General features: G+C 63.2%; 12 protein-coding genes. 9 read left to right on the top strand and 3 right to left on the bottom strand.

Annotation, left to right across the window (positions count from 1 at the left end; genetic code table 11):
* The first annotated feature begins 18 nt into the window (after positions 1-18).
* The 5 genes from BMY84_RS20250 (at position 19) to BMY84_RS20230 (ending at position 4276) form a co-directional block, all read left to right on the top strand.
* Positions 19-417 (top strand): hypothetical protein, encoded by a 399-nt coding sequence (locus tag BMY84_RS20250; RefSeq protein WP_093086105.1) that lies wholly within the window; start codon positions 19-21, stop codon positions 415-417.
* A gap of 79 nt (positions 418-496) precedes the next feature.
* Positions 497-1741: a putative DNA modification/repair radical SAM protein gene (locus tag BMY84_RS20245; protein WP_093086103.1), complete on the top strand. Its 1245-nt coding sequence runs from the start codon at positions 497-499 to the stop codon at positions 1739-1741.
* A gap of 73 nt (positions 1742-1814) precedes the next feature.
* Positions 1815-2165, top strand: coding sequence for a hypothetical protein (locus BMY84_RS20240; protein WP_093086102.1), 351 nt, complete (start codon positions 1815-1817; stop codon positions 2163-2165).
* A gap of 74 nt (positions 2166-2239) precedes the next feature.
* Entirely contained in the window at positions 2240-2710 is a 471-nt protein-coding gene (locus BMY84_RS20235; RefSeq protein ID WP_093086100.1) for a hemerythrin domain-containing protein, read from the top strand.
* Between the two features lie 168 nt (positions 2711-2878).
* Positions 2879-4276, top strand: a complete 1398-nt coding sequence (locus BMY84_RS20230; RefSeq protein WP_093086099.1) for a UdgX family uracil-DNA binding protein — start codon at positions 2879-2881, stop codon at positions 4274-4276.
* 97 nt (positions 4277-4373) lie between these two features.
* On the opposite strand, the gene metW is transcribed toward BMY84_RS20230, so the two are convergent.
* Both metW and BMY84_RS20220 read right to left on the bottom strand, forming a co-directional pair.
* Positions 4374-4967, bottom strand: a complete 594-nt coding sequence (metW, locus tag BMY84_RS20225; protein WP_093016978.1) for a methionine biosynthesis protein MetW — start codon at positions 4965-4967, stop codon at positions 4374-4376.
* Positions 4964-6100: a homoserine O-acetyltransferase MetX gene (locus tag BMY84_RS20220; protein ID WP_093086097.1), complete on the bottom strand. Its 1137-nt coding sequence runs from the start codon at positions 6098-6100 to the stop codon at positions 4964-4966. The genes metW and BMY84_RS20220 overlap by 4 nt, the downstream gene beginning before the upstream one ends.
* Before the next feature lie 66 nt (positions 6101-6166).
* On the opposite strand from BMY84_RS20220, the gene BMY84_RS20215 reads away from it, so the two are divergent.
* A complete protein-coding gene (locus tag BMY84_RS20215; RefSeq protein WP_093086096.1) occupies positions 6167-7126 on the top strand; it encodes a 2-hydroxyacid dehydrogenase in 960 nt (319 codons plus the stop codon).
* A gap of 756 nt (positions 7127-7882) precedes the next feature.
* Here the strand turns inward: BMY84_RS20215 and BMY84_RS29370 are convergent.
* Positions 7883-8086, bottom strand: coding sequence for a hypothetical protein (locus BMY84_RS29370; protein ID WP_143075108.1), 204 nt, complete (start codon positions 8084-8086; stop codon positions 7883-7885).
* Between the two features lie 107 nt (positions 8087-8193).
* On the opposite strand from BMY84_RS29370, the gene BMY84_RS20205 reads away from it, so the two are divergent.
* The 3 genes from BMY84_RS20205 to BMY84_RS20195 are packed head-to-tail and all read left to right on the top strand — an operon-like array spanning position 8194 to position 11364.
* Positions 8194-9585 carry a 7-cyano-7-deazaguanine synthase gene (locus BMY84_RS20205; RefSeq protein WP_093086093.1) on the top strand — a complete coding sequence of 464 codons (1392 nt, stop codon included), beginning with the start codon at positions 8194-8196 and terminating at the stop codon, positions 9583-9585.
* A complete protein-coding gene (locus tag BMY84_RS20200; RefSeq protein WP_093086091.1) occupies positions 9573-10754 on the top strand; it encodes a helix-turn-helix domain-containing protein in 1182 nt (393 codons plus the stop codon). The genes BMY84_RS20205 and BMY84_RS20200 overlap by 13 nt, the downstream gene beginning before the upstream one ends.
* Positions 10729-11364 carry a hypothetical protein gene (locus BMY84_RS20195; protein WP_143075107.1) on the top strand — a complete coding sequence of 212 codons (636 nt, stop codon included), beginning with the start codon at positions 10729-10731 and terminating at the stop codon, positions 11362-11364. Before BMY84_RS20200 ends, BMY84_RS20195 begins: the two co-directional genes overlap by 26 nt.
* Positions 11365-11672 lie beyond the last annotated feature (308 nt).

Raw genomic sequence — 11672 nt, 5'->3', positions numbered from 1 at the left:
GGGCGATATGAAGAGCAAATGTGGCAATTCGTTATTTTTGCGCTGGCATCAGCGACGCCCGTCGGGACCGACGAGGTCACGGTTGATGACGAGGTTTTCGGCAAGCGTCGCACGATGACCTGCACATGGTTTACGAATTTCGAGAATAGCCGATTTGAGCAATGCCGGGATGCGTCAGGAAACCTTCTCCGGGGCGAAGACGGCGCTTCTGTTAAATGTGCCGATAATGAATGTAAACAATTAGATGTGAGAGCAAGGCAAGCCTCTGGCTGGCGAAAGGCAGAGCCACCCTGGGGGACGTTCACCGTTCAACTGATCGGGCGTGTCAGCCTGTTTCCTCGCCAAAAACGCTATCTCGGTGATTCCACGCGGACAGTGTTTGTCGAGAAATTGCAAAGCGTCCGCGTATCGAAATGATCGCCTCCCACCCCTGCCCCTTGGTGCAGTCCTGATCCAGATCATGGACAAGCTGCCATCCTGAACATATCAGGAACATATGGTGCAGCTTTCCATCCGGCAGAAACTCGAAATCCTGGCAGACGCGGCCAAATATGATGCGTCCTGCGCGTCGTCGGGCACGGCGAAGCGGGACAGTCGCGGGGGCAAGGGGATCGGGTCGACCGAGGGGATGGGGATTTGCCATGCCTATGCGCCCGATGGCCGCTGCATATCGCTACTCAAGATTTTGCTGACCAACAGCTGCATCTTCGACTGCCATTATTGCATCAACCGCCGGTCGAGCGACGTGCGCCGCGCGCGCTTCACCGCGCAGGAGGTGGTCGACCTCACGCTCAATTTCTATCGGCGCAATTATATCGAGGGGCTGTTCCTCTCCTCCGGCATCATCCGCTCGTCCGATTATACGATGGAACAAATGGTCGAGGTCGCCCGGTCGCTGCGGCAGGACCATGATTTTCGCGGCTATATCCACCTCAAGACCATTCCCGATGCCGACCCGGAACTGCTGCGGCTGGCAGGGCTGCATGCCGACCGGCTGTCGATCAATGTCGAACTACCGACCGAAAGCGGCCTCAAGCGGCTGGCGCCCGAGAAGGATGGCGGCCGGATCGAGGGGGCGATGCGGCATCTGCGCACCGAGATGGAGGACGGGCAGGACGCAAGGCGCAAATATAAGAGCGCGCCGCGCTTCGCCCCGGCCGGCCAGTCGACGCAAATGATCGTGGGTGCGGACGCGGCCGACGACCGGGCGATCATCGCGCGGGCCAGCAGCCTCTATGACCGGCACCGGCTGCGCCGCGTCTATTATAGCGCCTTTTCCCCCATCCCTTCGCCCAGCGCGGTGCTGCCGCTGAAGCGCCCGCCGCTGATGCGCGAGCACCGGCTTTATCAGTCGGACTGGATGATGCGCTTCTATGGCTATGAAGCGGGGGAGATTGCGGCGGCGACCGATCAGGCGACCGGATGCCTGCCGCTGGATATCGACCCCAAGCTGGCCTGGGCGCTCAACCATCGGGCGATCTTTCCGGTGGACGTGAATCGTGCCCCGCGCGAGGCGCTGTTGCGGGTGCCGGGACTGGGGGTGAAGGCGGTCGACCGCATCCTGATGAGCCGTCGCCAGCGCCGGTTGCGGCTGGAGGATGTCGCGCGACTGACCACCTCGATCCGCAAATTGCGCCCGTTCCTGATCGCGGCCGACTGGCGCCCGCTGGTGCTGACCGACCGGGCGGATTTGCGCGCGCGGCTGGCGCCGCCGGCAAAACAGCTCGATCTCTTCGCATAAGCGCCATTTTTGGGTTGATCCATGGGAGCGATCGTGAAATCGTGGCTTACGGGTCACATAGGGAGTTCGGGTTTTGGCGACGGCACTGGGCAGCAGGACGCAACCGCGCAAGAGCTTTGCCAAGCGGATCAGCAGCCATCTTGCCGCCGCGCTCGTCGTCTTCTGCCTGCTCCAGATCGGCATCGTCGCCAAGATGGGCGGATCGCTGGTCCTGCATCTGGGCATCATCATCGCGATCGGCGGCTATGCCGTGGCCGCGCGCGGGCTGGAACGTCGCTGGCACATGCTGGAACAGGGCGGCCTGTCGGACAGCGGCATGGCCCTGCGCTTCCGCCGTGATGTGGTGCAGCTATGGGGCGCCAGCCTGGTCGGCGCGCTGCTGTGGGTGCCGGTGGCGATCATCTACCGCTTCCTGTTCGGCTGAACTGACTTCGGCGCGCGCGCCGGACCCAATTCCATTTTGCCACGTTGTCCTTCCTCGAACGAGGAGGTTCCCCCATGGCCAATGCAACGATTTTCGACCGTCTGAAGCAGGATCACGACGCCCACCGCCAGCTCTTCGCCAAGATGGCGGAAGCGGATCGGGAGAAGGACGAGGCGCGGCTGGAAAAGCTGTTCGAGCAGTTCAAGGTGGAGGTGAGCGCCCATGCCGCCGCCGAGGAAGAGACGCTCTACGCCACCATGCTGTCCCGCCCCGACCTGCGCGAGGATGCGCAGCACAGTGTGTCGGAGCACAAGGAAATCGACGATTATCTGGAAGAGTTGAGCGAATTGAAGTTCAACGGCGAAGCCTGGCGCCGCGAGTTCGACAAGATGAAGAAGCGCTACCTCCACCATATCGAGGAGGAAGAGGAAGAGATGTTCCCGGACGCCGCGAAGGATCTGAGCGCGGCGGAAGAAGAGAAGCTGGGCAAGCTGTTCGCCAAGCGCAAGCCGGCCGAACTGGAGCGGGCGCAGGCGGCGGAGTGAAATGCTATTCTTTTTCCGTTCGTGCTGAGTAGAGGCTGAGCTTGTCGAAGCCTCATATCGAAGCACCGATCCTTCGATACGCCATTTCGACAAGCTCAATGCCTGTCCTGAGCGCCTGCCTTGGCAGGCAGTCGAAGGGGCTACTCAGGACGAACGGCATGCCATAATATGTATTGTATCGCACTGAGCGCGCCGGACGATTTCGACGGCTGGCGCGCGGCGGCGCGGCGGCTGGCGGTCGTGGGCGTCGATCCGGCGGACGTGGTCTGGCAGGTCGGCGATGCGCCGGCCGACCTGTTCGGCCATGATCCCTTGCCGCCCGAACCGGAGCGGGCCGCCTTCTCCGTGCCGCGCGCCTTTGTCGATCTGGCGCAGACAACGATCCTGCATCGCGATCCTGAACGCTTTGCCTTGCTCTATGCGCTGCTGTGGCGGCTGCGCGATCAGCCCGGCCTGATGGAGGACCGGGCCGATCCGCTGCTGCGCCGGATCGATGCGCTGGCCAAGGCGGTGCGGCGCGATATCCACAAGATGCGCGCCTTTGTGCGCTTCCGCGAGGTGGCGGAGGGCGATGACACGCGCTTCGTGGCCTGGTTCGAACCGGAGCATCATATCGTCCGGGCCAATGCGGGCTTCTTCCTGCGTCGCTTCGCTTCGATGCGCTGGTCGATCCTGACGCCCGACCTCAGCATCCACTGGGATGGCGCAACGCTGAACGAAGGGCCGGGCGCGCAGCGATCCGACGCGCCCGATGGCGATCCGGTCGAGGCGCTGTGGAAGGGCTATTATGCCGCCATCTTCAACCCGGCGCGGCTGAAGACCGGGGCGATGCTGTCCGAAATGCCGAAAAAATATTGGCGCAACCTGCCCGAAGCGGCGCTGATCCCCGATCTGATCGCCGGGGCACAGGCGCGCGAAGCGGCGATGATCGCCACGACCTCGGTCGCGCCCCGGCGGCCGGATGACATTGCCACCGCATGGGCGGCCCTGCGCGAAGGCGCCATGGGCTGCACCCGCTGCCCGCTGCATGGGCCAGCGACGCAGACCGTATTCGGCGAAGGCCCGCTCGACGCGCCGATCCTCTTCATCGGCGAACAGCCGGGCGATCAGGAGGATCTGGCCGGGCGCCCCTTTGTCGGCCCGGCCGGGCAATTGTTCGACGCGGCGCTGGCGCAGGCCGGGGTCGACCGGTCGCGCGCCTATGTCACCAATGCGGTCAAGCATTTCAAATTCGAACGACAGGGCAAGCGCCGACTGCACCAGTCACCCGATGCGGGCGAGATAGAGGCTTGCCGCTGGTGGCTAAGCCAGGAGATCGCGCTTGTCCGCCCGCGCCTGATCGTCGCGCTGGGCGCCAGTGCGGCGCGGGCGATGCTGGGCAAGGCGGTGACGATCGGAGCGACGCGCGGCATGCCGATCCCGCTGGCGGACGGCGCGGAAGGATGGGTCACGGTGCATCCCAGCTATTTGCTGCGCTTGCCCGACGCGGCCCGGCGGGCAGAGGAGCAGGCGCGCTTCGTGGCGGAGTTGCAAATGGTGGGCAAGCGACTGACCGCGCTGGCCTGACATTTTCGTCATTGCGAGCGCAGCGAAGCAATCCACTGGCGCGCCGATGGATTGCTTCGCTGCGCTCGCAATGATGATTCTCTATTATGCAGGCCCGTTACTTCCGCAGCAGGAACACCGCATGTTCGGCGAACAGATTGGCGTTCGCATGGGTGGTTTCCTTGTCGCCCTTCAGGAACCACTGGCCATCGATCGTCCAGCCCCGTTCCTTCACCAGCGCACGGAAATCGTCCACCGTCACATGATGGATGTTCAGCGTGTCATACCAGGTGTCGGGCAACAGCCGCGTCACCGGCATCCGTCCGCCCCACATCAGCGACAGCCGCCCGCGCCAATGGGCGAAATTGGGGAAGGAGACGAAGGCCTGCCGCCCGATGCGCAGCAACTCCTCGACCACCTTGTCGGGGCGACGGGTCGTCTGGAGCGTCTGGCTCAAGATCGCATAGTCGAAGCTGGCGTCGGGATAATAAGTAAGATCAGTGTCGGCGTCGCCCTGTACTACCGACAGGCCACGCCCCACCGCCGCCGCGACGTTGGAGCCATCAAGCTCCAGCCCGCGCGCATCCACCTGACTGCTGTCGCGCATCGCCGCCATCAGCGCACCGTCGCCGCAGCCGACATCCAATACGCGCGCGCCCTGCCGCACGGTCCGCGCGATCAGGGCGAGGTCGGGGCGCAAAGTCTCGCTCATGCCCGTCCACCCCGCAGAAATCCGTCGACCACCCGGTTCAATTCCGGGCATTCGAGCAGGAAGGCGTCATGGCCGAAGGGGCTGGAGAGTTCCACGAAGCTGGCCTGCGCGCCCGATGCGTTGAGCGCATGGACGATGATCCGCGATTCCGCCGTGGGATAAAGCCAGTCAGTGTCGAAGCTGACCAGACAGAAGCGTGCGCTGGTGGCGGTGAACGCCTTGGCCAGCGATCCGCCATGATCCTCCGCAATGTCATAATAGTCCATCGCGCGGGTGATGTAGAGATAGGAGTTGGCGTCGAACCGCTCTACGAAGCTCAGCCCCTGATGGCGCAGATAGCTCTCCACCTGGAAATCCGCGTCGAAGCCGAAAGTCTTGGCGTCACGCCCCTGAAGTCGCCGCCCGAATTTCTCGGTCAGACCCGCTTCGGACAGATAGGTGATATGCGCCGCCATGCGCGCCACGGCCAGCCCCGCCATCGGCGCCTGCCCATCGGCATAATAGTCGCCGCCGCGCCAGTTGGGATCGGCCATGATCGCCTGCCGCCCGACTTCGTGGAAGGCGATATTCTGCGCGCTGTGGCGGGCGGTCGATGCGATGACGACGCAGCTTTCGACACGATCAGGGAACAGGGTGGGCCAGGTCAGCGCCTGCATCCCGCCCATCGATCCACCGATGACGGCCGACAGGCGATCGACGCCCAGATGATCAAGCAGCAGCGCCTGCGCCCGCACCATGTCGGCAATGGTCAGCACCGGGAAGCGCATCGCATGCGGATCGCCCGTCGCGGGATCAAGGCTGGCCGGGCCGGACGACCCCATGCAACTGCCGATGACGTTGGAGCAGACGATGAAATGGCGCGCGGGATCGACCGGCTTGCCTTCGCCCACCAGCCGCCACCACCAGCCGGGCTTGCCGGTAACGGGATGGTCCGACGCCACATATTGGTCGCCGGTCAGCGCATGGCAGATCAGGATGACGTTGGATTTGTCCGCATTCATCTGCCCATAGGTTTCATAGGCGATGTCGACCGGACCAAGCTGCGCGCCGCTCGACAGACGCAGGGGACCGGCAAGGCGGGCCTGCCGACGCAGGCCGAAGCGGTTGTCTTCGCTGATGGGGACGCTGGCCATAGTCGAGCGGGGCTAGGACCGGGACGGGGCGCTGTCAATCTGGCACAGTGGCGGCGCAATCCCTAGATGGGCCGGATGACCGAAAACCCACTCCCCCCGATCGTCGCCTATGGCCCGCTTAACCCCTATCTGACGCAGGAACTGGAACGCCGCTTCACCGTGCATGCCGTGGCGGCCGACGCCGACCTGTCCACCCTGCCCGCCGATGTGCGCAGCGCCCGCGCGCTCGTCAGCTTCGGGTCGGTCGGCGCGCCCGCTACGATCATGGACGCGCTGCCGCAGCTGGAGATGATCGGCCTGTTTTCGGTCGGCTATGACAAGGTCGATGTCGACCATGCCCGCGCGAAGGGCATCCGCGTCACCAACACGCCCGACGTACTGACAGACGATGTCGCCGACCTTGCCGTCGGCCTGCTCTATGCCACGGTGCGCAATATCGCCGCCAACGACCGGATGGTGCGCGCGGGCGACTGGACGCGGGGCGTGAAGCCCGCTCTGTCCGGCCGGGTCACGGGATCGCGCATCGGCATATTGGGGCTGGGGCGGATCGGCCGCGCCATCGCCAAACGGCTGGAACCGGTGGCGGGAGAGATAATCTATCACAACCGGCGGGAGGCGGCAGATGCGCCCTACCGCTATGTTGCCGACGGACTGGACTTCGCCCGGCAGAGCGATGTCATCATCGTCGCGACATCGGGCGGGCCGGAGGCTGCGAAGCTGGTCGATGCGGCCATGCTCGACGCGCTGGGGCCGGACGGCGTGATCGTCAATATCAGCCGGGGCCGGGTGATCGACGAGGATGCGCTGGTCGCGGCGCTGGCGGAACGGCGTATCGCCGGCGCGGGTCTGGACGTGTTCGTGAACGAACCGCATGTGCCGCAGGCGCTGCTAACGATGGACCATGTCGTGCTGCAACCCCATCAGGGCAGCGCCACCGTCCATACCCGCAAGGCGATGGCCGATCTGGTCCTCGCCAATCTGGATGCGCATTTCGCGGGCGAGCCGCTGCTGACGCCTGTGGTGTGACGGCCCCCCGGACTATCTATGCGCGCCTGCCCTGAACACAGGCGCGCAAATGGATCAGCTTGCTCCGCTGACAGCAGAGGCACGGTTCGGCATTATCGCTGGCGCGACCAGCCTCACTCCCACTCGATTGTTCGGAAGCGTGGTAACATGTTGAGTTGCCACAGAAAATAAATTTTCAGACTCTGCGATACCGTCAGTAATACCGTCACATCCATAAGCCACTGAATTTACGTTATAAAATTAGCCGAGCGGGGATTAGCATCTATCGCTGCCTATCGCTAGGCCGCCTCGGGCGAAGTCCGACTGTTAAAGCGAGTTGTCTTGCGCCGAGCTTCTCCTTGATACCGTCACCCTGACTCGAACAGTACCGTCAGGGCCTTCTCTGCACCAGCGACCCAGCAAAGCCAAACTGCCTAGCCAACTCCACAGATGTCAGCTTTCTTTCCATAACGTGTTGACAATGTCAGAACTCGGCATCAGATGGAGTGCGGGAGGCGTCTCATGAGCGACGGTCCATACAAGTCACTGCCTATGAAGCCGCGTTGGCGGCATGCGGCCAAATGCGCATACAAGGAGGCCTATTCGCCCGAAGAGGTGGTCGATAGCGTCACCCGAGCGTCGCATGCCGACTGGCGAAGCGAAGTGCGGCCCCTTTTCGTCAGTCAGGTTCGAGCGATCGTCGAAGCCTCCGGACAACAGTCCCTATTCTCTGATCAAACTGTAGCCGACCTCGGTGCTCTTCAGCGGAGCTGCAGTTCACCCATGGAGTCCACTTTCGTGCGCGCCGCAATGGACGCTGTTCGCGCAGGCCAGACTGGGCCATCGGCCGTCGAGCAGGCCGCCCATGACGCTCTCGCCGACCGCGTGCTCTGCAATTACCGCCAGGTTGAGGAACATGTCCGGCGTGACGATAGCCTTCGGAGCGCTCAATTCGTCCGCGGCAGAGTTGAGACCGCGCATGGCCAGATCGATTTTACGGGGCTTACCCGAGCGCTTCTGAAAACCGGCAACCCCCTGCCCCGCAGAGACCGTGTCTCATCGCGCGATCTTGATGCAGGAGTACCGCTATGACCGCCCGGACTTATCATGCGCGTCGTGAGGATCCGATCCTCGTCGATGCTGTCGAACCCGGTGGCGACGTTCGCGATGGTGCTGCGCGCGCCCTTCTCGGAACCGCGATTAACCTCTCAACAGCGGGCCTTGAGACCTATTTCTACACCGGTTGGCACCCCGAGCTTGTCGATCTGATGGTGATCGCAGGTGCCGTGGAATATTGCGATCTCAGCGTCCGCCGCCCGCGATGGGGATGGGCGCGGTCCTTCGATCTGCGGGTTGCCGTGCATGATCTGTCCCGATGGGAAAACGAGGCCGTCGCCCTTGCTCTGGAAGAAGCGCTGACTTTTCTTACTGGCGATGCATGGGCGGTTTCGTTCAGTCAGCGCGAGCGGGAGATTGCTCAGGTCGGTCAGGGGACCTTGGGCTTCGACGTACGGGATCGAATCATCATGCCGTACAGTGACGGCATCGATTCGCGCGCCGTCGCTTCGCTGGTCGATTTCGAAGAAGACGGAGGTCTCGTCCGGGTACGGCTTGGCACCAAGGGCGCGGACAGTCGGTCTCGCGACCCCAGGGAACGGCGCTTCATGTCAGTGCCTTATCAGGTCAAGCTGGAGGCGCGGCAGCGGGTCGAATCCACTGCTCGATCACGCGGCTTCAAATTCGCTGTGATCACCGGCGTTGCGGCCTGCCTCGCAAATGTGAAACGCATCGTCGTTACCGAGAGTGGCCAAGGCGCCCTCGGCCCGATTCTCGCAACACTGGGACAGGCTTACCCGGATTACCGTGTCCACCCGGCCTTCACCCGGCGTGTGGAAGCTCTCCTCATGGCCCTGACCGGCAAGCAGATTCGGTACGAGTATCCGAGAATCTGGTCGACCAAAGGCGAGACCGTGAAAGCCGCAAGCGCGTTGCCATCGCCACCGAATTGGTCGAGCACCCGCTCCTGTTGGCAGAATTCGCGACAGGTAAGCTTTGCCCATCAACGACGACAGTGCGGAATTTGCGCAGCGTGCATGCTTCGTCGCCTTAGCATGCACGCAGCCGGCGTCGACGAACCCGCATCCAACTATATCTGGGAGAATCTCTCGGCGCCGGACATAGCCTCCGGAACAGTGCACGGCTTTACCCTCATGACGAAAGCGCTCGAGGAGCATGCTATCGCCGGCGTGCTTCACCTGGATCATCTTGCCGCGTTGGCAGGATCCGAGATCCACCGCCGCACTGTCGACCGCGTCGCCCGAGAGACCGCTCAGGCTTTGTCGATCGAACCTGTGGATGCGGAGCGAAAGATGCATGACCTCTTGACCCGACATCGCGAGGAATGGCTCCGCTTCCAGTCCAACCTGGGTCCAAATTCGTTTGTCTCACAGCTTGCTCGGGTGTCGCCATGGCCGCAGTGACCGGCAGCCTTACCCCCGAGGCGCTCGGGGAGCTTCTGCGCGAGGCGCGGGAGAACGCCAAGCTCACTCAGGCGGCGGCAGCGCAGGCGCTCAATGTGGCGCGCACCACCTTGGTGGCGATTGAACAAGGCCAGCGTCGCGCGCGGATCGACGAACTGCAAACGCTCGCAGCGCTATACCGTGTGTCGCTGAATGTCCTTCTGCGCCAGGACGGCGTGAAGGTGGATCTGCGTCCGCGCTTTCGCCGGGCAGGCGAAGTCGACAAGGATGTCGAGGATGCGGTCGCGTTGCTCAACAGCTTAGTGCAAGCGGAACTGGAGCTTGAAAATCTGCTGGGCATCAAGCGGGCCCGCAATGACCCGCCTGAGCGGCCCTTGCTGCCGGGGAATGTCGTAGCCCAGGCCGAGCAGGACGCGGCCGAACTCCGGCAATGGCTTGGTCTTGGGATGGCCCCTATCCATGACATGATGAGCCTGTTGGAGGTCCAACTTGGCGCGAGGCTCTTCGTTCGACAGCTGCCAGCCCGGGTATCGGGCCTCTATGCGTTCGACGAGGAAGCAGGTGCCTGCATTCTTCTCAATGCCGCGCATCCGCGCGATCGGCGAGCTCAGACCGCAGCGCACGAGACTGGGCATTTCATTTCGACCCGTCGAGCGCCCGACGCGCTCTACAGTGACTCGCCTGAAGCAACACGGGAGGAACGCTATGCGAACGCCTTCGCCCGTTGCCTCCTGACGCCCGCAAGAGCGGTGGCGGCCCGCTTTCAGGATATTACTGCCGGCGCGGCACGACTGACCCGGCGGCACATCATCATCCTTGCACATGCGTTCGGCGTTTCCCGCGAGGCTATGGTCCGACGTCTCGAGGAACTTGGTCTCACCAAGGCAGGAACCTGGGATTGGTTCGCGGATCATGGTGGCATCACCGACGAGCAAGCTCGCGAGGTTTTGGGTGAGGCGCTTCCGGCCGACGCTGTCAAAAGTGACGCGGCGCGTCCGGTCTCGATGCGCATGAGCTTACTGGCGAGCGAAGCATGGCGGCGAGGCCTGCTCAGCGAGGGCCAACTCGCGCGCCTTCTGCACATCGATCGGGTCGAGGCTCGAGAGATGATCGATGAGTTCGATGCGGAAGGAGCGGTCGGCGATGAGTCCCCTTGGCTCCTGGCTTGACGATGCCGCATCGCTGGTCGGCGACGCCAGCATTTGGGTCAATCTCGTCGCGACCGGACGCGCGGAGAAAATCCTCCGAGCATCACCGGCACCACACCTCATCACGGCGACGGCGCGGGGTGAACTCGATGCCGGACGAGCAAAAGGGCGGCGGACGGCATCGGTCGTTGCCGAACTCATCGAGATGGGGCTGGTCAACGAGGTCGCGTTAGGCCCGGCGGAGGAGGAGGTCTTCCTCAGCCTCGTCGCTGGGCCCGTAAGCCAGACGCTGGACGATGGTGAAGCGGCGACGATAGCCTTCGCTATGGGATCGCACTCAGTGGCGCTGATCGACGAGAGAAAGGCGACCAACCTTTGCGAACTTAGTTATCCGACACTCAAAGTGATGAGCACTGCCGACCTGTTGCTGTCGGCGCCGGTGCGGATGGCGTTAGGCGAGGATGAGGTGGCCGACGCGCTTTTCAACGCGCTCTCGCTCGCGCGCATGAGAGTGCCTGATCAGCATTTGCCAGAGGTAAGTCGATTGTTGGGACCAGAACGAAGGGAAATCTGCCTGAGCTTGCCCGCCAATTGGCGAAGGCCGAGCGGCTCGGAGACGATGATCGGCTAGGGTTAGCAGCCGCCTACCTGTCAGCGTGCTTTCATGGTCCTTCTCGTCGTTCTTGGCCCTTTCCCGCGCCGTCGATGTGGCTAGCCGCCGCAGACCAGCACTGATCGATTTCCACCAGTTTGCGGTGCCCCAAAGCGGCTCGGCATCTTGAAATGTTCACCCTGCGTTCCCATTCCCATATGCGGGCATCTACAGGACAAGTGACGCTGAAATGTATTGCTCCGGTGAGGGCCGCCTTGCGGTGATCGGCTGATATTTTGACATGGCACTGGTGCAAGCGCCGGTGTTTGCACCGATACTAAGGACGG

The organism is Sphingobium sp. AP50, assembly GCF_900109095.1.
In the GTDB taxonomy this organism is placed as follows: domain Bacteria; phylum Pseudomonadota; class Alphaproteobacteria; order Sphingomonadales; family Sphingomonadaceae; genus Sphingobium.
Note: the sequence above shows the minus strand (reverse complement) of the source record. Positions and strands in the feature narration are given on the sequence as shown.

Coding starts and splice junctions, on each gene's coding strand:
- metW (WP_093016978.1), bottom strand. CDS start 4,967: ATGAGCGAGACTTTGCGCCCCGACCTCGCCCTGATCGCGCGGACCGTG.
- BMY84_RS20195 (WP_143075107.1), top strand. CDS start 10,729: ATGAGTCCCCTTGGCTCCTGGCTTGACGATGCCGCATCGCTGGTCGGC.
- BMY84_RS29370 (WP_143075108.1), bottom strand. CDS start 8,086: ATGCGCGGTCTCAACTCTGCCGCGGACGAATTGAGCGCTCCGAAGGCT.
- BMY84_RS20245 (WP_093086103.1), top strand. CDS start 497: ATGGTGCAGCTTTCCATCCGGCAGAAACTCGAAATCCTGGCAGACGCG.
- BMY84_RS20205 (WP_093086093.1), top strand. CDS start 8,194: ATGACCGCCCGGACTTATCATGCGCGTCGTGAGGATCCGATCCTCGTC.
- BMY84_RS20220 (WP_093086097.1), bottom strand. CDS start 6,100: ATGGCCAGCGTCCCCATCAGCGAAGACAACCGCTTCGGCCTGCGTCGG.
- BMY84_RS20230 (WP_093086099.1), top strand. CDS start 2,879: ATGTATTGTATCGCACTGAGCGCGCCGGACGATTTCGACGGCTGGCGC.
- BMY84_RS20235 (WP_093086100.1), top strand. CDS start 2,240: ATGGCCAATGCAACGATTTTCGACCGTCTGAAGCAGGATCACGACGCC.
- BMY84_RS20215 (WP_093086096.1), top strand. CDS start 6,167: ATGGGCCGGATGACCGAAAACCCACTCCCCCCGATCGTCGCCTATGGC.
- BMY84_RS20200 (WP_093086091.1), top strand. CDS start 9,573: ATGGCCGCAGTGACCGGCAGCCTTACCCCCGAGGCGCTCGGGGAGCTT.
- BMY84_RS20250 (WP_093086105.1), top strand. CDS start 19: ATGTGGCAATTCGTTATTTTTGCGCTGGCATCAGCGACGCCCGTCGGG.